Source organism: Streptomyces sp. NPDC014995, assembly GCF_043080745.1.
GTDB lineage: Bacteria > Actinomycetota > Actinomycetes > Streptomycetales > Streptomycetaceae > Streptomyces.
Map to the genome: position 1 here is coordinate 337,785 of NZ_JBIBVX010000007.1, position 24,418 is coordinate 362,202.

27 protein-coding genes and 1 tRNA gene are annotated in these 24,418 nt (G+C 72.9%); 16 read left to right on the top strand and 12 right to left on the bottom strand.

The features are described 5' to 3' along the window. Window positions 1–8 precede the first annotated feature (8 nt). Window positions 9–716 (bottom strand): response regulator, encoded by a 708-nt coding sequence (locus ACF1A1_RS17120; RefSeq protein ID WP_392000613.1) that lies wholly within the window; start codon window positions 714–716, stop codon window positions 9–11. A gap of 551 nt (window positions 717–1,267) precedes the next feature. Here ACF1A1_RS17120 and ACF1A1_RS17125 point away from each other — a divergent pair. Further along, window positions 1,268–2,509 carry an amidohydrolase gene (locus ACF1A1_RS17125; RefSeq protein ID WP_392000615.1) on the top strand — a complete coding sequence of 414 codons (1,242 nt, stop codon included), beginning with the start codon at window positions 1,268–1,270 and terminating at the stop codon, window positions 2,507–2,509. 63 nt (window positions 2,510–2,572) lie between these two features. Here ACF1A1_RS17125 and ACF1A1_RS17130 read toward each other — a convergent pair whose 3' ends face one another. The 4 genes from ACF1A1_RS17130 to ACF1A1_RS17145 form a co-directional block, all read right to left on the bottom strand. Beyond that, window positions 2,573–2,905: a DUF3140 domain-containing protein gene (locus tag ACF1A1_RS17130; protein ID WP_392000617.1), complete on the bottom strand. Its 333-nt coding sequence runs from the start codon at window positions 2,903–2,905 to the stop codon at window positions 2,573–2,575. 131 nt (window positions 2,906–3,036) lie between these two features. Continuing rightward, window positions 3,037–3,516 (bottom strand): Dps family protein, encoded by a 480-nt coding sequence (locus ACF1A1_RS17135; protein WP_392000619.1) that lies wholly within the window; start codon window positions 3,514–3,516, stop codon window positions 3,037–3,039. After that, a complete protein-coding gene (locus ACF1A1_RS17140; RefSeq protein WP_392000620.1) occupies window positions 3,513–3,770 on the bottom strand; it encodes a WhiB family transcriptional regulator in 258 nt (85 codons plus the stop codon). Before ACF1A1_RS17140 ends, ACF1A1_RS17135 begins: the two co-directional genes overlap by 4 nt. A gap of 67 nt (window positions 3,771–3,837) precedes the next feature. After that, window positions 3,838–4,638 carry an alpha/beta hydrolase gene (locus ACF1A1_RS17145; RefSeq protein ID WP_392000622.1) on the bottom strand — a complete coding sequence of 267 codons (801 nt, stop codon included), beginning with the start codon at window positions 4,636–4,638 and terminating at the stop codon, window positions 3,838–3,840. 136 nt (window positions 4,639–4,774) lie between these two features. Between ACF1A1_RS17145 and ACF1A1_RS17150 the strand changes: the two genes are divergently transcribed. Then, window positions 4,775–5,962: a thiolase family protein gene (locus ACF1A1_RS17150; protein ID WP_392000623.1), complete on the top strand. Its 1,188-nt coding sequence runs from the start codon at window positions 4,775–4,777 to the stop codon at window positions 5,960–5,962. Window positions 5,963–6,067: 105 nt separating this feature from the next. Beyond that, window positions 6,068–6,835 (top strand): sulfite exporter TauE/SafE family protein, encoded by a 768-nt coding sequence (locus ACF1A1_RS17155; RefSeq protein WP_392000625.1) that lies wholly within the window; start codon window positions 6,068–6,070, stop codon window positions 6,833–6,835. On the opposite strand, the gene ACF1A1_RS17160 is transcribed toward ACF1A1_RS17155, so the two are convergent. Next, window positions 6,824–7,636 (bottom strand): HAD-IIA family hydrolase, encoded by an 813-nt coding sequence (locus tag ACF1A1_RS17160; RefSeq protein WP_392000626.1) that lies wholly within the window; start codon window positions 7,634–7,636, stop codon window positions 6,824–6,826. The two genes, ACF1A1_RS17155 and ACF1A1_RS17160, sit on opposite strands and share 12 nt — an antisense overlap. A 337-nt stretch (window positions 7,637–7,973) precedes the next feature. Here ACF1A1_RS17160 and ACF1A1_RS17165 point away from each other — a divergent pair, with 337 nt between their 5' ends. Further along, window positions 7,974–8,708, top strand: coding sequence for a cobalt-precorrin-6A reductase (locus tag ACF1A1_RS17165; RefSeq protein ID WP_392000725.1), 735 nt, complete (start codon window positions 7,974–7,976; stop codon window positions 8,706–8,708). A gap of 9 nt (window positions 8,709–8,717) precedes the next feature. On the opposite strand, the gene ACF1A1_RS17170 is transcribed toward ACF1A1_RS17165, so the two are convergent. From ACF1A1_RS17170 to ACF1A1_RS17180, 3 genes are all read right to left on the bottom strand, one after another. Further along, the gene (locus ACF1A1_RS17170) at window positions 8,718–9,188 is read right to left on the bottom strand and encodes a hypothetical protein (protein WP_392000627.1); all 471 of its coding nucleotides are present in this window, start codon (window positions 9,186–9,188) and stop codon (window positions 8,718–8,720) included. Window positions 9,189–9,374: 186 nt separating this feature from the next. Continuing rightward, window positions 9,375–10,148: a precorrin-6A synthase (deacetylating) gene (gene cobF / locus ACF1A1_RS17175; RefSeq protein ID WP_392000629.1), complete on the bottom strand. Its 774-nt coding sequence runs from the start codon at window positions 10,146–10,148 to the stop codon at window positions 9,375–9,377. Between the two features lie 96 nt (window positions 10,149–10,244). Further along, a complete protein-coding gene (locus ACF1A1_RS17180) occupies window positions 10,245–10,766 on the bottom strand; it encodes a DUF309 domain-containing protein (RefSeq protein WP_392000630.1) in 522 nt (173 codons plus the stop codon). A 98-nt stretch (window positions 10,767–10,864) separates the two neighbouring features. On the opposite strand from ACF1A1_RS17180, the gene ACF1A1_RS17185 reads away from it, so the two are divergent. The 5 genes from ACF1A1_RS17185 (at window position 10,865) to ACF1A1_RS17205 (ending at window position 14,864) form a co-directional block, all read left to right on the top strand. Beyond that, a tRNA-Pro gene (locus ACF1A1_RS17185) sits at window positions 10,865–10,941 on the top strand. Between the two features lie 195 nt (window positions 10,942–11,136). Then, window positions 11,137–12,123, top strand: coding sequence for an aldo/keto reductase (locus ACF1A1_RS17190; RefSeq protein ID WP_392000631.1), 987 nt, complete (start codon window positions 11,137–11,139; stop codon window positions 12,121–12,123). Window positions 12,124–12,181: 58 nt separating this feature from the next. Next, the gene (locus tag ACF1A1_RS17195) at window positions 12,182–12,754 is read left to right on the top strand and encodes a TetR/AcrR family transcriptional regulator (RefSeq protein WP_392000632.1); all 573 of its coding nucleotides are present in this window, start codon (window positions 12,182–12,184) and stop codon (window positions 12,752–12,754) included. Between the two features lie 170 nt (window positions 12,755–12,924). Further along, on the top strand, window positions 12,925–14,103 hold the full coding sequence (locus ACF1A1_RS17200; RefSeq protein ID WP_392000633.1) for an acyl-CoA dehydrogenase family protein: 1,179 nt from the start codon (window positions 12,925–12,927) through the stop codon (window positions 14,101–14,103). Window positions 14,104–14,105: 2 nt separating this feature from the next. Continuing rightward, window positions 14,106–14,864, top strand: a complete 759-nt coding sequence (locus ACF1A1_RS17205; protein WP_392000727.1) for an SDR family NAD(P)-dependent oxidoreductase — start codon at window positions 14,106–14,108, stop codon at window positions 14,862–14,864. Between the two features lie 12 nt (window positions 14,865–14,876). On the opposite strand, the gene ACF1A1_RS17210 is transcribed toward ACF1A1_RS17205, so the two are convergent. After that, entirely contained in the window at window positions 14,877–15,662 is a 786-nt protein-coding gene (locus ACF1A1_RS17210) for a GntR family transcriptional regulator (protein WP_392000634.1), read from the bottom strand. Window positions 15,663–15,944: 282 nt separating this feature from the next. On the opposite strand from ACF1A1_RS17210, the gene ACF1A1_RS17215 reads away from it, so the two are divergent. From ACF1A1_RS17215 to ACF1A1_RS17245, 7 genes are all read left to right on the top strand, one after another. Next, window positions 15,945–16,961 (top strand): sugar ABC transporter substrate-binding protein, encoded by a 1,017-nt coding sequence (locus ACF1A1_RS17215; protein ID WP_392000635.1) that lies wholly within the window; start codon window positions 15,945–15,947, stop codon window positions 16,959–16,961. 5 nt (window positions 16,962–16,966) lie between these two features. Further along, on the top strand, window positions 16,967–18,037 hold the full coding sequence (locus tag ACF1A1_RS17220; protein WP_392000637.1) for an ABC transporter permease: 1,071 nt from the start codon (window positions 16,967–16,969) through the stop codon (window positions 18,035–18,037). Window positions 18,038–18,042: 5 nt separating this feature from the next. Next, window positions 18,043–18,957, top strand: a complete 915-nt coding sequence (locus ACF1A1_RS17225) for an ATP-binding cassette domain-containing protein (protein ID WP_392000639.1) — start codon at window positions 18,043–18,045, stop codon at window positions 18,955–18,957. Window position 18,958: 1 nt separating this feature from the next. After that, window positions 18,959–19,861: a sugar phosphate isomerase/epimerase family protein gene (locus tag ACF1A1_RS17230; RefSeq protein ID WP_392000641.1), complete on the top strand. Its 903-nt coding sequence runs from the start codon at window positions 18,959–18,961 to the stop codon at window positions 19,859–19,861. A 24-nt stretch (window positions 19,862–19,885) separates the two neighbouring features. Then, window positions 19,886–20,527, top strand: a complete 642-nt coding sequence (locus tag ACF1A1_RS17235) for a GNAT family N-acetyltransferase (protein ID WP_392000642.1) — start codon at window positions 19,886–19,888, stop codon at window positions 20,525–20,527. A gap of 504 nt (window positions 20,528–21,031) precedes the next feature. After that, window positions 21,032–22,276, top strand: coding sequence for a serine hydrolase domain-containing protein (locus ACF1A1_RS17240; RefSeq protein ID WP_392000728.1), 1,245 nt, complete (start codon window positions 21,032–21,034; stop codon window positions 22,274–22,276). A gap of 43 nt (window positions 22,277–22,319) precedes the next feature. After that, window positions 22,320–22,514, top strand: a complete 195-nt coding sequence (locus ACF1A1_RS17245) for a hypothetical protein (RefSeq protein ID WP_392000735.1) — start codon at window positions 22,320–22,322, stop codon at window positions 22,512–22,514. 58 nt (window positions 22,515–22,572) lie between these two features. Here ACF1A1_RS17245 and ACF1A1_RS17250 read toward each other — a convergent pair whose 3' ends face one another. Further along, window positions 22,573–23,577: a Gfo/Idh/MocA family oxidoreductase gene (locus ACF1A1_RS17250; protein WP_392000643.1), complete on the bottom strand. Its 1,005-nt coding sequence runs from the start codon at window positions 23,575–23,577 to the stop codon at window positions 22,573–22,575. Between the two features lie 55 nt (window positions 23,578–23,632). Further along, complete coding sequence (locus ACF1A1_RS17255) at window positions 23,633–24,409, bottom strand: SDR family oxidoreductase (RefSeq protein WP_392000644.1); 777 nt, start codon at window positions 24,407–24,409, stop codon at window positions 23,633–23,635. Between the last annotated feature and the right edge of the window lie 9 nt (window positions 24,410–24,418).

Below are 24,418 nucleotides of genomic sequence, written 5' to 3' on the forward strand. Positions count from 1 at the left end.
GCCCCGGGTCAGCCGCGGGGCTGGGCGTACCCGTGCTGCCAGGCCCAGGCCGCGATCTCGACGCGGTTCCGTGCGTCCAGCTTGAGCTGGACGCTGGACAGATGCGTCTTGACCGTGGAGAGCGAGACGTACAGTCCGGCGGCGATCTCGGCGTTGGTGTGGCCGAGGGCGACCAGACGGACCACGTCGAGCTCGCGGTCGGTCAGCGGTTCCGTCGGCTTCCCGGCGGGGGACGCGGGGCGCGGCGCGGCGGCCTGCCGCGGGGGCTGCGTGACGTGCCGGAGCAGGCGGACCGTGACCGAGGGGGAGACCAGCGAGTCGCCGGCCGCGGCCGCGCGGACCGCCTCCGCCAGGAGGGTCGGCCCCGAGTCCTTCAGCAGGAACCCGCACGCGCCGCCGCGCAGCGCCCCGTACACGTACTCGTCGAGGTCGAAGGTGGTGACCACGACCACCCGCATCGGGTCGGCCACCCCGGGGCCCGCCAGCAGCCGGGTGGCCTCCAGCCCGTCCAGCTTCGGCATCCGGATGTCCAGCAGGCACACGTCCGGCCGCGTCCCTCGGGCCAGCGCGACCGCCTCCTCGCCGTCGGCGGCCTCGGCGACCACCGTGATGTCGGGCTGGGCGTCCAGGAAGAACCGGAAACCCGTGCGGACCATGTCCTGGTCGTCGGCGATGAGGACGCGGATGGGCGCGCCGGGCGGGGCGGGGCTCGTCATGGCTCGATCATGCCTCAGGCGGTCCCGGGGGTGGACGACACGGGGACGGCCCGCCCGTGAGCGCGGCGCGGGCCGTCCCCGTCGGCGGGCGGTCCGGGGCGGTGCTCGGCCCCGTCCGTGGACGTGGGCGATCACTCCGGGGATCCCGCCCAGCAGACCGTCGCAGTTGTCCTCGCCGACGTCGCCGGGGGGCGGGAACCGGGTGCCACACCCACGACGTCGACGCGGCCGTGTCCCGCGGTGACGTGTCCGGGACTCGTCGGCCGCGCCGGGGCCGTGCACCGCGCCCTCGCCGTCCGGCTCGCTCCCCGTCCGCGTCGACGCCGTCCGTCCGGGCGTCGTCGGCGACGGCCCGCGCCGGACCGGTGCCGCGGGGCCCCGGGGGGAGGACGGACGCCGGGATGCGGCCGCACTCAGGGGCACGGGGCAGCCCGTTCTCATAGGCTGCGAGGTGGACTTGGCGCCCCCCGGCACACCGGGGTCCGGGCGTCCCGTCCGCGGAGGCGGGGCACCCCGTCCGCGGAGGCGGGGCACGAGGAGAGGGGAGCGGTATGAGTGAGCCGGCCGTCGTCGCGCGTCTCGCCCGTGAGGTGACCTCCGGGCTGAAGACGGCAGACCTGGAGGACTTCTACCGCGACCTGCACCGCCACCCCGAGCTGTCCTTCCAGGAGCACCGCACGGCCGCCCGCCTCGCGACCCGGCTGCGCGCGGCCGGGTACGAGGTGACGGAGGGCGTCGGCCGTACCGGAGTGGTGGGGGCGCTGGTCAACGGGGACGGGCCGGTGGTGTGGCTGCGCGGCGACATGGACGCGCTGCCGGTGCGGGAGGCGACCGGTCTGCCGTACGCCTCCACCGTCGACGGCGTGATGCACGCCTGCGGCCACGACCTGCACGTCACCTGGCTCGCCGGCGCCGCCGAGGCGCTCGCCGCCGCCCGCGAGACCTGGTCCGGCACGCTCGTCGTGGTCGGCCAGCCCGCCGAGGAGGCGGGGGGCGGGGCGGCGGCGATGGTCGCGGACGGCGTGCACGACCGCTTCCCGCGCCCCGACGTGCTCTTCGGCCAGCACGTCGCCCCCGGCCTCGCCGGCCTCTGCCCGCACACCCCGGGGCTGACCCTGTCGGCCTCCGACGACATCGAGGTCGTCGTGCACGGCGTCGGAGGGCACGGTTCGCGGCCCGAGTCGACGGTCGACCCGCTCGTGACGGCCGCGTACGTCGTCACCCGGCTGCAGACCGTCGTCTCGCGCGAGGTCGCGGCGAAGGACTCGGTGGTGCTGACGGTGGGGCGGTTCCACGCCGGGACGAAGCCCAACATCATCCCCGCCGAGGCCCGGCTCTCCCTCAACCTGCGCACCCAGGACCTCCGCGTGCGCGAGCGCGTCCTCGCCGCTCTCCGGCGTGTCGTCGAGGGGGAGTGCCGGGCGGCCGGCTGTCCGGTGCCGCCCGGGATCACGGTGATTCCGGGCTGCCCGGTGACGGTCAACGACGCGGCCCTCGACGAGGAGATCGCGGCCGTGCACCGCGAACTCCTCGGCGCGCACACGGTGTTCGACTTCGGCCAGGCGATGGGCAGCGAGGACTTCTCCCTCCTCGCGCCCGGGGGAGTGCCGTACGACTACTGGTACGTGACCTCCACGCCGGCCGGGGTGTGGGAGGCGGCGCCGGGCGAGGAAACGGCCGAGAAGCTCGCCCACGTGCCCGGCAACCACAGCCCGCTGTTCGCCCCGGACCTGTCCGTGGTCCTCCCGGGGGTGCAGACGCTGGTGTCGGCCGCGCTCAGCCGCCTGACGTGACCGGGGGAGCCGGGACCCGGGCGGCGTGGCTCAGGGCTCGGCCCGGGCGGCGCGGCTCGGGGCTCAGGGCTTGAGCGGGTCGTGGCCGAGCGTCATCAGGCGGTGGCGCAGGTTGGTGTCCTCCGCCGCCGGCTCGTTCTCCAGGTTCGTCTGCGCGGTCACCGTGTCCACGACCCGGTACATCACGCGGATGTCGTCGTCGGTCAGGTCGGTGCGCCGCTTCTGCAGGATCGCCAGCACATGCTGCCCCGTCGGCGTGCCGGCCTCCTCGGGCAGCGGCTCCGCGTTCTCGTCGGCGTCCCGCACCCGCAGCCAGGCGGCGAGTTCCTGCGAGGTCATGTTCACCACGCGGTGGAAGTCCTCCCACAGCGCGTCGAGTTCGAGGGCGTCGGTCATGGCATGCCCCTTCGTTCGGTGGGTCCCCTAGGGCCGGTGCGTGTCCCTCGGGTCGGTGGGCGCTCCCTGGTCCGGTGGGTTCCCTGTTCGAATGGGCCCCCTGGACCGGTGGGTGTCCCCTGTCCGGTGGGTCAGTCGCGCGGCCAGTTCTCCGCCTCGAACATCCACCGCTGCTTCTCCAGCTCGGCGGTGATGCCGATCAGCAGGTCCTGGGTGACCGGGTCCGCCTTCTCGGTCGCCTCGATCCGCTCCCGCAGGCGCCCGATGGCCGTCCCCAGGGTCTCCGCGATCACCCGCACCACGTCCTCGTCGCGCAGCCAGCCGTCCTTCGGGGACGGCAGCGTGAACGCCGAGGCGATGGTCTCCGGCCGGCCGTCCGGCGGCAGGCCGAGCGCGGCGGCGCGCTCGGCGACCGTGTCCGCGTAGGAGCGGGCCGTCGAGACGACCTCGTCGAGCTGGAGGTGGATCGAGCGGAAGCGCGGCCCCACGATGTTCCAGTGCGCCTGCTTCCCGATCAGGGAGAGGCCCAGCAGATCGACAAGGGTGCTCTGCAACGCGTCGAAGGTGACCTGACGGGCCGCTTCGGGCAGCGGGCTCTTCACCACAGTCATACGGAGGTTCTCCTAGTCGCGTCGTGTCGGGGAGTGCGGAGCAGTTCGGCGCGTTCCTCCTCGCTCGTCCCGCCCCACACGCCCGACGTCTGCGCGCTGTCCAGGGCGTAGTCCAGGCAGGCGGCGGTCACCGGGCAGCGGGCACAGACGCGCTTGGCGTCCGCGGCGTCCCGCAGGGCCGGTCCGGACGTGCCCACGGGAAAGAACAACTCGGGGTCCTCTCCCACGCAGGCGGCACTGCGCAACCACTCCATGGGGGCGCGGGTGCCCCGGGCGAACCCCTGCAAACACGGCGTGCCGCAGGCGGTGAGCAGGCCGGTCTCAGGGCGCGAGCACGCCGTCGACGAAGCGCGTCACGTCCGCGAACACCTCGGCCCGGTTCGTCTCGTGGAACACCTCGTGCCGGGCCCCGGGGTAGATCCGCTCGGTCGGACGGCCGCCGCTCAGCCGCTCCACGCCGACCCGGCTGCCGTCGAGCGGGACCAGCCGGTCGTCGTCGCCGTGCAGCCACAACAGCGGGAGCGCACCGACGTCGCCGCCCCGGGCGACCGTCTCCAGGGTCCGTACGAACGCCTCCAGCGTCGGCCGTTTCATCGGCCCGTGCCAGACCAGCGGGTCGGCGGCGTAGGCGGCGCCCACCGCGGGATCCCGGGAGAGCGCGGACGGGCTGATCGGGGTGTCCGGGATCTCGTCGAGGGCGAGCAGGCGCCCGGGCAGCTCCCAGACGCCGATGACCGGCCCGGACAGCACGAGCGCGGCGAGCCCGTCCCCGTACCGCTGGGCGTAGCGGGCGGCGATCAGCCCGCCCATGGAGTGACCGATCAGGACGACCGGCAGCCGCGGGTGCGCGGCGCGCGCCAGCCCGGCCACGGTGCGCAGGTCGGCGACCACGTCCTCGAAGTCCTCGATCACCGCACGCTCACCGGCCGACCGGCCGTGCCCGACGTGGTCGACGGCGTACACCGCCGCGCCGTGCCCGGACAGCACCCCGGCCGTCTCGTGGTAGCGGCCGGCGTGCTCGCCGTAGCCGTGGACCAGGAGGGCGACGTACCGCGGCCGGGGGTGCGGCCACTCGTAGGCGGTGAGCGGGCCCCGGGTGCCCGTGAGGGCGTGCTCCGTCATGTCTCCTCCGGCTGCGTCGGTGAGGTTCCCGGGGATCTTCCCAGCAGGCCGGTCGCCGGTCTATAGTCCGAAACTAGCAGTGCTAATTAAGTGGTCTCGTGCCGGTTCCCGGCGTCGAACGGTCAGGAGTCCTGCGTTGCGTCCCGTCCACTTCGCGGCCGCCCGCCGCACCCCCATCGGAAAGCTGCGCGGCGCCCTGTCCGCCGTGCGGCCCGACGACCTCGCCGCCACCGTGATCCGCGCGCTCGTCGCCGACGTGCCCGCGCTCGACCCGGCCCGGATCGACGACGTCTACTGGGGCGCCGCCAACCAGGCCGGCGAGGACAACCGCAACGTCGCCCGCATGGCCGCCCTGCTCGCCGGCCTCCCCGAGAGCGTGCCCGGCGCCACGGTCAACCGGCTCTGCGCCTCCGGCCTGGAGGCCGTCACCGCCGCCGCCCGCACGATCGCCGCCGGCGAGGCCGACATCGTCCTCGCGGGCGGCTCGGAGTCGATGAGCCGCGCCCCCTTCGTCCTCGCCCGCCCCGACGAGGCCCTCCCGCACCGCGTCGAGACCGTCGACACCCGGCTCGGCTGGCGCCTGGTCAACCCGGCGATGAAGGACCTGCACGGCCTGCTGTCCATGGGCGAGACGGCCGAGGAGGTCGCCGAACGGTACGGCGTCTCCCGTGAGCGCCAGGACGAGTTCGCCCTGCGCAGCCACCGACGGGCCGCCCTGGCCCGCAAGAACGGCCACTTCGACGACGAAATCCTGCCCGTCACGCGCCCCGACGGCGTGGTCGTCGACGCCGACGAGTGCGTCCGCGAGGACACCTCGTACGACAGGCTGGCGGCACTCAAGCCGGTCTTCCGGCCGGGCGGCACGGTCACCGCGGGCAACGCCTCGCCGATGAATGACGGTGCCGCGGGCCTTCTCCTGGTCAGCGAGGAGGCCCTGGACGAGCTGGGCCTGGAGTCCCTGGGCCGCTACGTCGCCGGCGCCTCCGCCGGCGTCCACCCCGACGTGATGGGCATCGGCCCGGTCCCCGCCACCCGCAAGGCGCTCACCCGCGCCGGCTGGAGCGTCGACGACCTCCAGGAGGCCGAGTTCAACGAGGCGTTCGCCGCCCAGGCACTGGCCTGCGTGGACCGGTTGGGCATCGACCCCGACCTGGTCAACCCCAGCGGCGGCGCCATCGCCCTCGGCCACCCGCTGGGCTGCTCGGGCGCGCGGATCCTCACCACCCTGTTGCACCGGATGCGCAGGACGGGCGCGCAACGGGGGCTGGCGACCATGTGCGTGGGGGTGGGGCAGGGGAGCGCCGTACTGGTGCAGAGGCAGTAGGGCGGCCGGCCCCGGGACAGTCCCGCCGCGCGGCGGACACCGGGTGCCATCAGGCGAGACGGTCCTTACCCGCGCCGGTTGGTCGGCCCTAGCATCGGTCTCCGCATGAACACGATGACGCACCTCACCGGCTGGGAGTTCGCCGCCCTCGCCTTCGCGGCCCTGCTGGTCGGCTTCTCCAAGACGGCCGTGAGCGGGGCCAACACGGTCAGCCTGGCGATCTTCGCCGCCGTCCTGCCCGCCCGCGCCTCCACGGGCGTGCTGCTGCCCATCCTGATCGCCGGGGACGTCCTGGCCGTCCTCACCTACCGGCGGCACGCCCACTGGCCCACGCTGTGGCGGCTGTTCCCGGCGGTCGCGGCCGGCGTGGTGGTCGGCACCGTGTTCCTGATGCGGGCCGACGACGCGGTCGTACGGACCTCGATCGGCGCGATCCTGCTGTTCATGGCCGGCGTCACGGTGTGGCGGCGCCGCACGGCGGAGGCGGCCGACGACCCCGACGCGGTCGTCACCCGGGCGGGCCGCCTCAAGGCCCGCTCCTACGGCGTCCTCGGCGGCTTCACCACGATGGTCGCCAACGCGGGCGGCCCCGTGATGTCGATGTACCTGCTGTCGGCGGGCTTCCGCAAGCTCGGCTTCCTCGGCACCTCCGCGTTCTTCTTCCTCATCGTGAACGTCTCGAAGGTGCCGTTCAGCGCGGGCCTCGGCCTGATCGACGGCCACTCGCTGCTGCTGGACGCCGCGCTCGTCGTGTTCGTCGTCCCCGGGGCGCTGCTCGGCACGTGGGCGGTGCACCGCATCAACCAGCGGCTGTTCGAGCAGCTCGTCATCGCGGCGACCGTGGTCGGCGGCCTCCAGCTGCTACTGCGCTAGCAGCCGCGGCAGGTCCGCGAAGGAGTCGATCACGTGGTCCGGCGTGCCGTCGGCCGCCTCGAGCGTCTCCGGCTGGAACTTGCCGGTCCGCACCAGCACCCCGGTGATCCCCGCCCGCTGCGCCGCCAGCACGTCCGACTCGACGTCGTCCCCCACCATCAGCGCCTGGTCGGCCCGCACCCCCAGGTGCCCGAGCGCCGCCGCGAAGAACGCCGGCGACGGCTTCCCGGTCACCTCCGCCTCCACCCGCGCGGCCGCCTCGAGCCCCGCCACGAAGGCGCCCGAGTCCAGCCGCAGCCCGTCCTCGGTGCGCCAGTACAGGTTCCGGTGCATCGCCACGAGCCGCGCGCCCCGCTGGAGGTGCCCGAAGACCCGGTCCAGCGCCGCGTACCCGAACTCGGGGCCGGCCCCGCCGAGGACCACCACGTCGACGTCGGCGGCCTCCCCGGCGTTCCCGCCGTCGTCGACCAGCGTGACCCCGGCCAGGTCCTCCCGGACGTCGCCGCTGTTCAGCAGCGCGCAGCGCGCCCCCGGATGACGCTCGGCGAGGTGCGCCGCGGTCACCGCGGGCGCCGTGAGGATGTCGCCGGCGTCCACCGGGAACCCCGCCTCCGCCAGCGTCCGCGCGATCGAGGCCCGGGTGCGCGAGGTGGTGTTGGTGACGAGGGCGACGCCGAACCCCGCGTCGCGGACCGCCCGGAGCGCCTCGACCGTCCCCGGCAGCGGCTTCCAGGAGACGGTGAGGACGCCGTCGACGTCGATCAGGACGGCACGCACCGCATCGACCCGCACTGCATCCATACGGGGACGATAACGCCGGGGTCAGCCGTCCGCCGCAAGGATCATGCTGGTCGCCGTCGCCGTCGCCGTCGCCGTCGCCGTCGCCGTCGCCGTCGCCGTCGCCGTCGCCGTCGTGGTCGTGGTCGTGGTCGTGGTTCCGGTCGTGTGCGCGACGAGTGTGCGGTGCGCGCTTCCCGCTCGTCGGGGAGCCGGCCCTCGGCGGCGAGGGTCCGCCCGCCCGTCGGCCGGCCTCCTCGGGTGCCTCCCTAGACTGACCGGCGTGACGGATGGACCGAGGCGCGGGACGACTGCAGGATCCGACGGTCGTGCGGGGCTCACCGGCCCCCCGCACACCCATGTGCTGGTCCTCGGCGGCACCACCGAGGCCCGCGAACTCGCCGCCGTTCTGGCGGCCCGCCCCGACGTCCGGGTGACCTCGTCACTGGCGGGGCGGGTGTCCCGGCCGGGGGCGCTCCAGGGAGACGTACGGATCGGCGGGTTCGGTGGGGCGGAGGGCCTCGCCGGATGGCTGCGCGAGCAGCGGGTGGACGCGGTGGTCGACGCCACCCACCCCTTCGCCACCGGCATCACCGCGAACGCGGCGCGGGCCGCGACCGTCACCGGACGCCCCCTGGTCGTCCTGCGCCGGCCGGGCTGGCGGCCCGGCCCCGGGGACCGCTGGCACACGGTCGCCTCCCTGGAGGCGGCGGCGGAACTGCTGCCCGGCCTCGGCCGGCGGGTCTTCCTGACGACGGGACGCCTGGGGCTGGCGGCCTTCGCCCCGCTCACCGGACTCCACTTCGTCGTGCGGTCGGTGGAGCCCCCGGAGCCGCCGATGCCGCCGGACGTCGCCCTCGTCCTGGCCCGCGGCCCGTTCACCGTCGCCGACGAACTGGCGCTGCTGCGCGAGCACCACGTCGACGTGGTCGTGACGAAGGACAGCGGGGGAGCGGCGACGGCCGCGAAGCTGGCGGCCGCGCGGGAACTCGGGCTGCCGGTCGTGGTCGTACGGCGGCCGCCGCCGCCGGAGGGGGTGACGGTCGTGCCGGACGCGGCGGGGGTGCTGGAGCGGCTGGGGCTCGAGCGGCGCTGACCGTCGGCTTCAGCGGGCCGTGACGGAGGCGCGCAGGCGGTCGATCGCGCGGAGCACCTCCGTGCGGTTCTTGGCGCTCTTGATCCAGGCGGGGAGACGGGCGACGTAGGTCATCTTCCGGCCGTGCTCGTACCAGGGGTCCCGCTCCCGCAGCGAGGCGGCCACGAAGCGCCTGAGCAGGTCGAGGTGTTCGAGGTTGTACGCCCACACCACTCCGTGCCGGGTCGTGGTCCACAGCCACAGGGGCGGCCGGAACGGCTGACCCGGCGCCGACGGTCCGGTGGAGACGCGGCACAGTCCGCAGGAGCGGCAGACCAGACGGCGTTCGGGGCGGATCCGGCCGCGGGCGTCGGGGGCGAGGCCGGGGCGCTGCTCGAAGTGGGCGACGCGCCGGCAGCGCGGGCACTGGACGAGGACCGACGAGGCGTACGCGCACCCGGTGGTGCCGGGGTCGTGGAAACGGACGGGGGCGGGCGACATGCCGCGAGTATGACGGCCGTCCACCCGGACCGGCATGCGGATTTAGGGGGCGCGGTGCCGGGGCCGGTGGTGCCGCCGACAGGTCGGAACCCGCGACAGCTCACAAGCTCACAAGCTCACGAGCACACCGGCCGGCCGGCGTCGCGAGCGGCAGCCGTCCGCCGGCTCCCGCCCCGGCGCGCCCTCCTAGACGTCCTCGGGGTTGCGGCGCAGCAGATACGTGTCCATGATCCAGCCCTTGCGCTCGCGCGCCTCCGCCCGCAGCCGCTCGATGCGCGGGCCGGCCTCGGCGATCGGACCGGAGACGAGGATCTCGTCCGGGGTGCCTATGTAGGCGCCCCAGTAGATGTCGACGTCCTCCTCCGCGTACTTACGGAAGGTCTGGTGGGCGTCGAGCATCACCACCACGTCGTCCACCCCCTCCGGGAAGCCCTCGGCGAGCCGCCGCCCCGTGGTGATCTGCACGGGCCGGGCCACCCGGTTGAGCCCCGTCCGGTGCCGGGCGACGAGCGCCGAGACACTGCTGATCCCCGGCACGACGTCGTACGTGAACGCCACCGTGCCCCGCGCCAGCACCTCCTCCAGGATCCCGAGCGTGCTGTCGTACAGCGCCGGGTCCCCCCACACCAGGAACGCGCCGCTCTCGTCCTCGCCGAGCTCCTCGGCGATCAGGCGCTCGTAGATGTCGGCGCGGGCGCTGCGCCAGTCGCCGACGGCGGGGGAGTAGGCCGCGCCGCCCGCCCCGCGGTCGCGCTCGGGGTCGCGGGCCTGCACGAGCCGGTAGGTCCCCTCCGGTATGTGCGTGTCCAGCATGTCCCGGCGCAACTGCGTGAGGTCGCTCTTCACCTCGCCCTTGTCCAGGACGAAGAACACGTCCGTGCTCCGCAGGGCCTTGACCGCCTGAAGGGTCAGCTGGTCGGGGTCGCCCGCGCCGATACCGATGACATGAATCTCTCGCACGACCACGAGTCTGCCGTACGCCACTGACAGTGACGGCACCGGATCCCACCGACCGGCACCGGATCCCACCGACCGGCACCGGATCCCACCGACCGGTCACCGCAGGCGGGGCGCCGACTCCCGCGCGTCCAGCGCCGTGCCCGCGCTCTCCACGGCGCCGGCCCGTTCCCGCGCCCACGCGGTGAGCCCGGCGACATCGACGCCGTGCGGACGCCACTGCCCCGCGCCCCGTGCCCACTCCTCCAGCGCCCCGGCCCCGCGCCGCAGCAGCCGCGCGCCGCCCGTGACATTGCCGCGCGCCGCGTGCGTCAGACCCACCGCGAGCTGCGCGAGCCCACGCCACAGGGCGCGCTCCGCCTCGGGCCCCGACTTCCAGGCGTCCTCGAACACCTCGTGCGCGTGGAACGGCTTCCCCGCGTCCAGCAGCGCCTGCGCCTGCGCGACCGTCTCCTCGGGTGTGCGCACGACCCCCTCGGGCTGCCGTTCCACCCCGGCCGCGCCGTACGGCAGGGGCCGTCCCAGCCCGTCCCGGGGCCTGGCGTTGCGCGCCCGCCCCTCCTCGTCCCGGTCCCGCACGCCCGCGAGCCGGCCGTCGTCCCTGCGTCCTGTGCTGCCCATGGGGCGATTGTCCCGCGCCGGTGCCCCCTTCGGCACAGCGCCCGGTGTGGGGTAAAGTGCTGTTCGCGCGATCACGCGGAACTCCGCGGGAAGCGCACCGGGACGTGGCGCAGCTTGGTAGCGCACTTGACTGGGGGTCAAGGGGTCGCAGGTTCAAATCCTGTCGTCCCGACCAGCTTCATGGCAGGTCGGAAGCCGCTTTCTCCGCATGGGGAAGGCGGCTTCGGTGCGTTCCGGGACGGGACGTCGTCCGGACCGGGCCGCGGGCTGGCGCCGACCGCCCGCGAGAGGTCTTGCCTTGAAGCGCACTTCAAGATGAAGACTCCCGATGGAGCCGGCGACGGACCGCCGGCCGAACGGGAGGATCTCCATGAAGTACCGCACCATCGGCAGCGACCCCGCCACCCGCCGCGAGGTCAGCGTGCTCGCGCTCGGCGCCATGCTGTTCGGGTCGGTGACGGACGAGAAGACCTCGCTGGCGATCCTCGACCGCTATGTCGAGGTCGGCGGGAACTTCGTCGACACGTCCGACAACTACGCGTTCTGGGTGGACGGCGGCCAGGGCGGCCAGAGCGAGGAGCTGCTCGGGCGCTGGCGGCGCAGCCGCGGCATCGGCGACGAGGTCGTCGTCGCCACCAAGCTCGGCGCCCGCCCGCTGGCCCCGGGCACCAGCTACACCGACAACGCGGAAGGACTGTCGGCGAAGGTGATCCGGGAGTCGGCCGAGCGCAGCCGCGAGCGGCTCGGGACGGAGAGGCTGGACCTGCTCTACGCCCACATCGACGACCACACCGTCCCGCAGCGCGAGACCGTCGAGGGATTCGCCGCGCTCGTCACGGAGGGCACCGTCGGTCTGCTCGGGGTGAGCAACCAGGCCGTCTGGCGCGTGGAGCGGGCCCGCGCCCTCGCCGCCGCGGCCGGCCTGCCCGGCTACGAGGTGCTCCAGTACCAGCACAGCTACCTGCGGCCGCGCTCCGACGTGCCCAGCGAGCTGTTCCCCGACGGCAGCCTCGGCCACGCCGGCGGCGAGCTCCTCGGCTACCTGCGGGCGGAGCCCGGCCTGACCCTCGTCGCCTACTCGCCGCTGCTCACCGGCGCCTACGCCCGCCCGGACAAGCCCCTGCCGCGGGACTACGACCACCCGGGCACACCCGCCCGGCTCGCCGTGCTGCGGGACGTGGCGAAGGAGACCGGCGCCACCGCCAACCAGGTCGTGCTGGCCTGGCAGCTCGGCGGGGAGCTGCCGATCGTCCCGCTCGTGGGGGCGTCCTCGGTGGCGCAGCTGGAGGAGAACCTGGCCGCCGTGGACCTGGAGCTGACGCGGGAGCAGCGGGAGCGGCTGGACTCGGTGCACTGAGGGGCTGCCCCCGGAGCCGGGCGGCATGGGCGCGGGGCTGCGTGGATAGGCTGGGATCATGCCGTCCCCCCGCCGTACCGCCCGACAGGCCGACCTGCTGGAACGACTCGTCGCGCTGCTGACCGCGGAGGGGTTCTCGGACCTCACCCTCGACGACCTCGCCGAGCGGCTGCGCTGCTCCAAGACCACGCTGTACCAGCTCGCCCGCAGCAAGCAGGGGCTGGTCGTGGAGGCGGTCAAGCACTACTTCCGCGGGGCGACCGAGGCCGTCGAGAAGCGGGTGGCGCAGACCGTCGACCCCTCGGACCGCGTGCGGGTGTACCTGACGGCCGTCGCCGAGCAGCTGCGCCCGCTCTCCCGCCGGTTCCTCGACGACGTGGCGGAGTTCCCGCCGGCCCGCGAGGTGTACGAGGCGAACACGCGGATGGCCGCCGAGCGGGTGCGCCGGCTGATCGCGGAGGGCGTCGACGGCGGCGCCTTCCGCGAGGTGCACGCCGCGTTCGTCGGCGAGGTCGCCGCCGCGACCATGCGCCAGATCCAGCAGGGCGAGCTCAAGGCGCGCACGGGGCTGACCGACGCGGAGGCCTACGAGCAGCTCGCCTCGCTGATCGTGCACGCCGTCTCCTCCTGACGCCGGCCCCCGCGTCGCCCCGTCGCCGAGCCGACCGGCGGCCCTTCCACCCCCTCCACGTCACTTTTCCGCTGCGCGCGGATGCCGGGGCGCACCCCGGTGCCGTACTGTGAATGATACGTTCGTACACACTCCAGTATCATTCTCCGTACTCCTACGTGGAGGTCACCATGCCTGCCACTCGCGCCCTGCCGACCGAGGAAGCCGTCGACCTCATCCAGCTCACGCGCACCCTCGCCGCCAAGGAACTCGCACCCCGGGTCGCCGACGCGGAGGCCGACGGGGCGTTCCCCCGGGACGTCTTCCGCACGCTGGGCCGCAGCGGGCTGCTCGGCCTGCCGTTCGCCGAGGAGGACGGCGGCGCCGGACAGCCGTACGAGGTGTATCTCCAGGTGCTGGAGGAGGTCGCCGCGGTCTGGTCGAGCGTCGCGGTGGGCCTCTCCGTGCACGCGCTGTCCTGCTTCCCGCTGGCCCGGTTCGGCACCGAAGAGCAGCGGCGGAGGTGGCTGCCGGAGATGCTGGCAGGGGAACTCCTGGGCGCCTACTGCCTGTCCGAGCCGCACGCCGGCTCCGACCCGGCGGCCATGCGCACGCGCGCCGTCCGCGACGGGGACACCTACGTCCTCAACGGCGCCAAGGCGTGGACCACGCACGGCGGCTACGCCGACTTCTACACGGTCATGGCCCGCACCTCCGACGACCGCGCCCACGGCATCTCCTGCTTCCTGGTCCCGGCCGGCACCCCGGGTCTCAGCGCCGACCCGCCCGAGCGGAAGATGGGTCTGACCGGGTCGGCGACCGCCACCATGCGGCTCGACGACGTGCGGGTGCCGGCCGAGCGGCGGATCGGGGAGGAGGGACAGGGATTGAGGATCGCGCTCGCCTCCCTGGACTGCGGCCGTCTCGGGATCGCCGCCGTCGCCACCGGCCTCGCCCAGGGCGCCCTCGACCACGCGGTGCGCTACGCCCGTGAGCGGGAGACCTTCGGCAAGCCGATCATCGAGCACCAGGGGCTGGCGTTCGTCCTCGCCGACATGGGCGCCGCGATCGAGTCGGCGCGCGCCACCGCCCTGCACGCCGCCCGGCTGAAGGACCTCGGTCTGCCCTTCACCCGGGAGGCGTCCATCGCCAAGCTCGTGGCCACCGACAACGCGATGAAGGTGACCACGGACGCCGTGCAGGTCCTCGGCGGGTACGGATACACGCGCGACTTCCCCGTCGAGCGCTACATGCGCGAGGCGAAGGTCATGCAGATCTTCGAAGGAACCAACCAGATCCAGCGCATGATCATCTCCCGTGCGCTGGACCGGAGCGAGGGCGGTGTCCTCACCGTCCTCGGCAAGGAGTGATGATGCAGCTCGAGAACACCGCCGCCCTCGTCACCGGCGGTGCGTCCGGCCTCGGCGCGGCCACCGCGAAGGCACTCGCCGGGCGGGGCGCGAAGGTCTTCGCCCTCGACCTCAAGGACGGCGTCGACAAGGCCCCCGAGGTCACCGGCGTCACCTACGTCGCCGCCGACGTCACCGACCCCGAGCAGGTGCGCGCCGCCGTCGCCACCGCGGCGGGCGCGGGCGTGCCGCTGCGCACGGTCGTCAACTGCGCCGGCATCGGCCCGTCGATGCGGATCCTCGGCAAGAAGGGCGTCCACGACCTCGGCCTGTACGCCAAGGTGATCCAGATCAACCTGATCGGCACCTTCAACGTGCTCGCGCTCGCCTCGGAGGCCATCGCCGCGACCGAGGCCGACGACAACGGGCAGCGGGGCGTGATCGTCAACACCGCGTCCATCGCCGCCTACGACGGCCAGATCGGCCAGGCCGCCTACTCCTCCTCCAAGGGCGGCGTCGTCGGCCTGACCCTGCCCGCCGCCCGCGACCTGGCCCAGTACGGCATCCGCGTGTGCACCATCGCGCCGGGCATCGTGGAGACGCCGATGCTGGCCACCGTGTCGGAGGAGTTCCGCGCCTCGCTCGCCGCCGGCGTTCCCTTCCCGCGCCGGCTCGCCCAGCCCGAGGAGTACGCCCAGCTCGCCCTGGCGATCGTCGACCACGACTACCTCAACGGCGAGACCATCCGCATGGATGGCGCCCTGCGCATGGCGCCGCGGTGAGAACCCCCGCTCTCAGGGTCTGACCAGCAGCTGGAAGTCGAACGCGTACCGGGACGCACGGTAGATGTGCGTCCCGTACTCGACCGGCCGCCCGGTGTCGTCGTACGCGGTGCGCTGCATGGTCAGCAGGGCCGCCCCCTCCTTCTCCGTGAGCAGGGCGGCCTCCTGCCGGGTGGCCGAGCGGGCGCCGATGGTCTGCCGGGCGCTGTGCAGCGTGATGCCCGCCGCGCGCAGCAGCCGGTACAGGCCGGTCTCCTCCAGCTGTGCCGTGTCGACGTCCAGCAGGGCCGGGGGCAGGTAGTTGCACAGGAACGCCACCGGTTGCCCGTGCGTCGAGCGCAGCCGCTCCAGGAGCGTGACCTCGGCGCCCTCCGCGATCCCCAGCGCGGCCGCGACGTCGCCGCCGGCCGGGACGCGTTCGTGGCGCACGACGTGCGTGGTGGGCCCCTGGCCGGCCGCCTCCAGGTCGTCGTAGAGGCTGCTCAGCTCCAGCGGCCGTTTCACCTGGCTGTGCACCACCTGCGTGCCCACCCCGCGCCGGCGTACCAGCAGGCCCTTGTCGACCAGGGACTGGATCGCCTGGCGGACCGTCGGACGGGACAGGCCCAGGCGCGTCGACAGGTCGATCTCGTTGCCCAGCAGGTTGCCGGGGGCGAGCGCCCCGTGCTCGATGGCCGCCTCCAGTTGCTGGGCCAGCTGGTAGTAGAGCGGCACCGGGCTGGTACGGTCCAGCGCGAAGTGCAGCGCGTCGAGCGCGGAGCCGGACGTGGCACGGGCACGGTCACCGGTCTTCGCCATCGGGGCACCTCCTAGGGTGGTGGGTGACGCCCGTGCGTACGGGTAGTGATCGCCTCCTCAGGTGTAGGGTGCGGCAGCCCGCGCTGTCAATCCTTTGTTCTTACATTCGGACCTGCTCGTGAAATGATGTCTTAACAAAGTATTGACAGTGGGCGCGGCACGGGATTGGATCCCGTGCCAACAGCGCAGCAGCCCGGAGCCCGGTGGCCCCGGGCCCCGGATCCCTCGCGATCGACTCCCCTTCCCCCGTGGTCCCCTGTCGCACAGTGAGGTGCAGGAAAGATGGACAGCTCTTCCCCCCGCTCCCGCAGAATCGCCCCGGTCGTGGCCATGGCCGCGGCGGTGGCCCTGACACTCGCGGGCTGCTCCAGCAGCTCCGGCGGCAAGAAGGCCGAGGAAGGGGGGAGCGAGGCCGCCGCGGGCAAGGCCACCACGCCCCGGATGACGGTGGCGCTGGTGACCCACCAGTCGCCCGGCGACACCTTCTGGGACATCGTCCGCAAGGGCGCCGAGGCCGCCGCGGCCAAGGACAACGTCAAACTGGTCTACTCCGCCGACCCCAACGCCGGCAACCAGGCCAACCTGATCCAGAACGCCATCGACCAGAAGGTCGACGGCATCGCGGTCACCCTCGCCAAGCCCGACGCCCTCAAGGACGTCCTCAGCAAGGCGAAGGCCGCGAACATACCCGTGGTCGGCCTCAACTCGGGTGTGAGCGAGTGGAAGAAGCTCGGCCTGCTGGAGTTCTTCGGCCAGGACGAGACGGTGGCCGGCGAGGCGCTCGGCAACCGGCTGAACTCGCTCGGCGCCAAGAAGGCCGTCTGCGTCATCCAGGAGCAGGGCAACATCGGCCTCACGCAGCGCTGCGACGGCGTGAAGAAGACGTTCTCCGGAGCCATCGAGAACCTGTACGTCAACGGCACCGACATGCCGTCGGTGAAGTCGACGATCACCGCCAAGCTCAAGCAGGACAGCTCCGTCGACCACGTGATCACCCTCGGCGCGCCCATCGCGCTGACGGCCGCGCAGGCGGTGTCGGAGGGCGGCAGCAAGGCGAAGATCGCCACCTTCGACCTCAACAAGGACCTGACCGGAGCCATCAGCAAGGGAACCATCGAGTTCGCCGTCGACCAGCAGCCCTATCTCCAGGGCTACCTCGCGATCGACTCGCTGTGGCTCTACAAGAACAACGGCAACTACATGGGCGGCGGCGAGCAGCCGGTGCTGACCGGCCCGGCCTTCGTCGACAAGTCCAACGTCGAGGCGGTCGCCGCGTACGCCGCGAAGGGCACCCGGTGAGGAGCATGACCCAGCACGCCGAGCCGGCGGTGAGCACACCGCCGGCCCCCGGCCCGAAGGAGACCGACGGCCGGACCGCCCGACGACCCCTGGCTCTGAGGCTGCTCGCCCGTCCCGAGGTGGGCGTCTTCCTCGGCGCCGTCGCCGTGTACGTGTTCTTCCTCGTCACCGCCTCGCCCGTGCGCGACGGCAGCGCGATGGCGAACATCCTGTACCAGTCGTCGACCATCGGGATCATGGCGCTGCCCGTGGCGCTGCTGATGATCGGCGGCGAGTTCGACCTGTCGTCCGGTGTCGCCGTGATCAGCTCGGCGCTCACCGCGGCGATGCTCAGCTACCAGCTGACGCTGAACATCTGGATGGGCGTGGTCCTCGCCCTGGTGTTCTCGCTCGGCGTGGGCCTGTTCAACGGGTGGATGCTCGTGAAGACCGGCCTGCCGAGCTTCCTGGTGACGCTGGGGACGTTCCTGATCCTCCAGGGCGTCAACCTCGCGGTGACCAAGCTGGTCACCGGCAACGTCGCCACCGACGACATCAGCGACATGGACGGCTTCGCCCAGGCCAAGGCCGTCTTCGCCTCGTCCTTCGACGTCGGCGGGGTCCAGGTGAAGATCACCATCGTGTGGTGGCTGGTCTTCGCCGCGCTCGCCACCTGGGTGCTGCTGCGCACCAAGTACGGCAACTGGATCTTCGCGGTCGGCGGCAACAAGGAGTCCGCGCGGGCCGTCGGTGTCCCGGTGACCTTCACCAAGATCTCGCTGTTCATGCTGGTCGGCTTCGGCGCCTGGTTCGTCGGCATGCACCAGCTGTTCTCCTTCAACACCGTGCAGTCCGGCGAGGGCGTCGGCCAGGAGCTGATCTACATCGCCGCCGCGGTGATCGGCGGCTGTCTGCTCACCGGTGGTTACGGCTCGGCGATCGGCCCGGTCTTCGGCGCCTTCATGTTCGGCATGGTGCAGCAGGGCATCGTCTACGCCGGCTGGAACCCCGACTGGTTCAAGGCCTTCCTCGGCGTGATGCTCCTCGGCGCCGTCCTCATCAATCTGTGGGTCCAGCGCACCGCGACCCGGAGGTGACCCCCATGACGACCGACAACACCGGCACGCACGGAGCCGTCCTCGCCGACACCCCGTCCCCGGACGGGGACCGCCCCCTGGTCGAGCTGCGCAACGCGGGCAAGTCCTACGGCAACATCCGCGCCCTGCACGGCGTGAGCCTCGAAGTCCACCCCGGCAAGGTCACCTGCGTCCTCGGTGACAACGGCGCCGGCAAGTCCACCCTCATCAAGATCATCTCGGGTCTGCACCAGCACACCGAGGGCGAGTTCCTCGTCGACGGCGCACCGGTACGGTTCACCACCCCGCGCGAGGCCCTCGACAAGGGCATCGCCACCGTCTACCAGGACCTCGCGGTCGTCCCGCTGATGCCGGTCTGGCGGAACTTCTTCCTCGGCTCCGAGATGACCAAGGGCCCCTGGCCCCTGCGCCGTCTCGACATCGACCGCATGAAGAAGACCGCGGACGAAGAGCTGCGCAACATGGGCATCGTCCTGGACGACCTGGAGCAGCCCATCGGCACGCTCTCCGGTGGCCAGCGCCAGTGCGTGGCCATCGCCCGCGCCGTCTACTTCGGCGCCCGCGTGCTCATCCTGGACGAGCCCACCGCCGCCCTCGGCGTCAAGCAGTCCGGCGTGGTCCTGAAGTACATCGCCGCCGCCCGCGACCGCGGCCTCGGCGTCATCTTCATCACCCACAACCCCCACCACGCCTACATGGTCGGCGACCACTTCAGCGTGCTGCGCCTGGGCACCATGGAACTCTCCGCCGACCGCAGCCAGGTCAGCCTGGAGGAACTCACCAACCACATGGCCGGCGGCACCGAACTCGCCGCCCTCAAGCACGAGCTGGCGCAGGTGCGGGGCGTCGACGTCGACGAACTCCCCGAGGAGACGGACCTCACCGCCCCCGTCGCGAGCGCCGGCGAGGGGAAATCCTGACATGGCGCCGGCCCTGGACCGCATCCGCGTCGGTTCCGCCCCGGACTCCTGGGGCGTCTGGTTCCCCGACGACCACCGGCAGGTGCCCTGGGAACGCTTCCTGGACGAGGTCGCCGAGGCGGGCTACTCCTGGATCGAGCTGGGCCCGTACGGCTACCTGCCGACCGACCCGGCCCGTCTCACCGACGAGGTCGCCCGGCGCGACCTGAGGGTGTCGGCGGGCACGGTCTTCACCGGCCTGCACCGCGGCCCCTCCGTCTGGGACGACACCTGGGCGCACGTGAGCCAGGTGGCCGCGCTCACCCAGGCGATGGGCGCGCGGCACCTGGTGGTCATCCCGTCCTTCTGGCGGGACGACAAGACCGCCGAGATCCTCGAGCCGCCGGAGCTGACGGGCGAGCAGTGGGCCTACCTGACCAAGGGCATGGAGCGCCTGGGATACGAGGTGAAGGAGACGTACGGCCTGGACATCGTCGTCCACCCGCACGCCGACACCCACATCGACACCGAGGACCACGTCGAGCGCTTCCTGGACTCCACCGACACCGAGCTGGTCAACCTCTGCCTCGACACCGGTCACTACGCCTACTGCGGCGGCGACAGCGTCAAGCTGATCGAGACCTACGGCGAGCGCATCGGCTACCTCCACCTCAAGCAGGTCGACCCGGAGATCCTCGCCGGCGTCGTGGCCGACGAGGTGCCGTTCGGGCCGGCGGTCCGGCGCGGGGTGATGTGCGAACCGCCGTCCGGTGTCCCGGAGCTGGAACCGGTGCTGGTCGCGGCGCAACGGCTCGGTGTCGAGCTGTTCGCGATCGTCGAGCAGGACATGTACCCCTGCGAGCCGGACAAGCCCCTGCCCATCGCCGTGCGGACCCGCGCGTTCCTGCGCTCCTGCGGGGCCTGAGCGTCCGTCACCTACCCTCGGGACATGGACGACACCGAGACATGCCTGCACGCCGGCGCCACCGCGTCGGCCCCCGCTCTGCTGCTGCGCCCCTGGCGCCCGCGGGACGCGGCCGGTCTGGCCGAGGTGTACGGGGATCCCGTCATGCGCCGCTGGTCGAACGTGACCATGGACGACGAGGCGGACGCGCAGCGCTGGGTGCGCGAGCAGCGGCGGGGCCGGCGGACGGGCGAGCGCCTCGCCTTCGCCGTCCTGGAGGTCGGGTCCGGCGGCGGGGAGGGCCGGGTGGCCGGGCATGTCGTCCTCAAGGCTCCCCACGGCCCCTCCCCTGAGGTCGGCTACTGGACCGCCGCCCACGCCCGCGGCCGGGGCGTGGCCTCCCGGGCGCTCGGCGCCCTGACGGAGTGGGCCTTCACCGCCTTTCCCGGTCTGACCCGCCTCACCCTGCTGCACCAGGTCGACAACACCGCGTCCTGCCGGGTGGCGGAGAAGACCGGCTACGTGTTCGACGGCGTGCTGCTCGCCGCGCCGCCCGAGTTCCCGCTCGACGGGCACGTCCACGTGCGGGTGCGCGGCGAGGGGGACGGGCCCGCCGGGCATGCGCGGCAGGGCCGGACGGCACCGGCGGTCGGACCGCGCGCCGTCACGCCGTCAGCTCCCGCGTGAACACCACCCGCGGTGTGCCGGGCCCGTGGTACTCCTCCAGCCGTACGGCGCAGCCGAGACGGCGGTGGAAGCGAGGGAACGCTCGTTGCCCGGTGTCGTGATCGCCCTTTGCGGTCCGGGGTGACGAAGCCGATGCGGTGGCCGAGGACGCCGTCCGCCGTGCGGGCGACCAGGCAGGTGAGCGCCGAACTCGTGGACCAGCGGCGGCAGATGGAGCGCGCGCAGGTCGCGCCCGCCCAGAAGCGGTGGTGGCCGGCGAGGGCCTGCCGGATGTCGGTGACGCGGGCGGGAGCGATGGGCACGGGCAGGGCGCCGATCCTGGCAGAGGTGGTGTCCTGCGGGGCGGTGCCCGGGCGGGAACTCGGCGTCCGCGGGGGCGGCGACCGCGCCGACGGGCAGCGCAGCGGGTGCGCTCCTATGCTGGTGCTGATGGGCCGCATGCGGCCCGTGCCCCTGGTGCGGCTGTGGCCTGCGGCGAACGTCTCCTCGTGGAGGAGTGGGCCCATGACCCGTCGGTACGCGCGACTGCGCAGGCAGGTGGTCGTCGCCACCGCGGTGGGAGCGCTGGTGGTGCCGGGCGCGGGCGGGGCCGCGACGGCGCTGCCGTACCCGGCCACCGCCGCAGCCCAGACGCCGTCGCCGTCCCCGGCCGGTGACGAGGTCCGGGAACTCACCCCCGCCGTACAGCGCCAGCTCGACCAGGCCGTTCGGCGGGTCATGCGGCAGGCGAACGTCCCCGGCCTGACCGTCGGCGTCTGGACGCCCGACAAGGGCCGGTACGTGAAGTCCTTCGGCGTCGCCGACCGGGCCACCGGCGAGCCGATGAGGCCGGACCTGTACATGCGGATCGGCAGCGAGACCAAGACGTTCACCGTCACGGCGGTTCTCGAACTGGTCGACGAGGGCAGGATCGGCCTCGACGACACCATCGACAAGTACGTCGACGGCGTGCCCAACGGGAACCGCATCACCCTGCGCCAACTGGCCGGCATGCGCAGCGGGCTGTTCAACTACTCGGCGGACGACGACTTCTACAAGGCGCTCACGTCCGACCCCCGACGGCCGTTCACCCCGCGGCAACTGCTCGACTACGCCTTCAGGCACCCCGTGCTGTTCCAGCCCGGTGAGAAGTTCTTCTACTGCAACACCAACCTGATCCTGCTCGGCCTCGTCGTCGAGAAGGCCGGCGGGCAGCCGCTCAGGGACTACATCCAGGAGCACGTCCTCGATCCGGCCGGCCTCAAGGACACGCTCTTCCCGGCCGGCAACGAGTTCCCGGAGCCGCACGCGCAGGGCTACACGGACCAGACCGCGAGCGGCAGGGTCGAGGACACCGCCGAGTGGAACCCGTCCTGGGCGTGGGCCGCCGGCGCCATGATCTCCACGCTGGAGGACCTGCGCGTCTGGGCACGCACGGTGGCCACGGGCGAACTGCCGGACGGCCGACGACTGATCAGTCCCGCCACGCAGAAGCAGCGGCTGACCACACCGCCGACCCCGATTCCCGGCACCGGGTACGGACTCGGCATCTTCAACGTGCAGGGATGGATCGGCCACAACGGCTCCCTGCCGGGCTACGAGTCCCTGACGATCCACCTGCCGTCGGCGCAGACGACCGTCGTCGTGGTGCTGAACACCGACATCAACCACCAGAACCAGGAACCCAGCACCCTCTTCGGCGACGCGATCACCACCATCATCTCCCCGGACCACGTCTTCGACCTGCCGGCGGAACCAGCGGCCCGGTGACAACCGTTACCACGGGAGAGACCACCGCAGCGGGGAGGACACGTTGACGCACAAGGAGCACGACGAGTACCAGGCGCAGGCGGAGGACACCGCGACGATGCTGCGGCGGGCCCGGTTCGGCACGCTGCCGGAGCGGGTCCGCTCGCAGGACATGGTCGAGGAGAGGCCGGCCACCGTGCCGGACCCGGCGCGGGACGCCTACAACCCGGACGAATGGATGGTCCGCTACTGCCTGTGAGCCCCGAGGGGGGAGGCGCGCACGGCCGGCGCCTCCCCCCTTCGTGACGGACCGTACGTCAGGCGGAGCGCACCTCCGCGATGGTCACCGGCCGGTGCTCGTGCAGCGACAGCGTGCACGCCTCCGCGATCCAGCCGGCCTCCAGGGCGTCCTCGATCGTGCAGGGCGAGGGCCGGGTGCCGGCCACCACCTCGGTGAACGCGGTGAGTTCGGCGCGGTAGGCGGCGGTGAAGCGGTCCATGAAGAAGTCGTGCGGGGTGCCGGACGGGAAGGTCACGCCGGGCTCCACCGACCGCAGCGGCAGCTTGTCCTCCAGGCCGACCGCGATGGAGTCCCGGAAGCCGTGCAGTTCCATGCGGACGTCGTAACCGCGGGCGTTGTGGCGGGAGTTGGAGACGACGGCGATCGTGCCGTCGTCGAGGGTGAGGACCGCGCCGGTGGTGTCGGCGTCACTCGCCTCCCTGATGTAGTCGGCGCCCCGGTTCCCGCCGACCGCGTACACCTCGGTCACCTCGCGGCCCGTCACCCAGCGGATGATGTCGAAGTCGTGCACCGAGCAGTCCCGGAAGATGCCTCCGGAGGCGGCGACGTACGCGGCGGGCGGCGGCGCCGGGTCCAGCGTGGTCGAGCGGACGGTGTGCAGCTTGCCGAGCTCGCCCGCCCGGACGGCGGCGCGGGCGGCGGCGAAGCCGGCGTCGAAACGGCGGTTGTAGCCGATCTGGACCGGCACGTCCCCGCCCTTCACGGCCCGGAGCACCTCGACGCCCTCGGCCATCGTGCGGGCGACGGGCTTCTCGCAGAAGACGGGCACACCCGCCTCCACGGCGGCGAGGATCAGGCCCGGGTGGACGTCCGTCGCCGCGGCGATCACCACACCGTCCACCCCGTCGGCGAGCACCGCCTCGGGGGAGTCCGCGACCTCGGCGCCGAACCGCTCCGCGGCGGACTTGGCGGCCTCGGCGAACGGGTCGGCGACGACGAGCGACTCGACGGCGTCGAGTCCGGAGAGGGTCTCGGCGTGGAAGGTGCCGATGCGGCCGAGGCCGAGGATTCCGATACGCATGGGGATTGCAGCTCCTAGGTGCGGGTCGTACGGAGGGGAGGAGTTCCGGTGCGGGTCAGTCGAGTCCGCCGAGCACGTTCTGGTCCCAGTCGATCACCGAACCGGTGACCACGCCCGACCGCTCGGACAGCAGGAACACGACGAAGTCGGCGATCTCGTCCGGCTGGCCGAGCTTGCCCATCGGCAGCCGCGCGGCCGCCTGCTCGCGCCAGTCGTCCCCGGCGCCGTGGAAGGCCCGCTGCGTCGCGTCCTCGCCCTCGGTCGCCGTCCAGCCGATGTTCAGGCCGTTGACGCGGACCCGGTCGAAGCGGTGGGCGTGCGCCGCGTTGCGGGTCAGGCCCACCAGCCCGGCCTTCGCCGCCACGTACGGCGCCAGGAAGGGCTGCCCGCCGTGCGCCGAGGACGTGATGATGTTGACGACCGTGCCGGGCTCCCCCCGGCCCACCATGTCCGCGACCGCCGCCTGCATGGCGAAGAACGGCGCCTTGAGGTTGATCGCGATGTGCTGGTCGAACAGCTCGGGCGTGGTGTCCAGGAGCGTGCCCCGCGAGGTCAGCCCGGCGGAGTTCACCAGGCAGTCGACCCGGCCGTACGCCTCGACCGTCCGGGTGACGCAGGCCCTCGCCTGCTCGGCGTCCGCCAGGTCGGCCCGGACGAACATCGCCTTGCCGCCGGCCGCCGTCAGCTCCGCCACCAGGGCCTCACCCGGTTCCGGGCGCCGGCCGGTGACCGCCACGACCGCGCCCTCGCGGACGGCGGCCCGTGCGACGGCGGCCCCCACCCCCTGGCTGCCGCCGTTGACGAGGACGACCTTGTCGTCGAGAAGTCCCATGAATCGGGT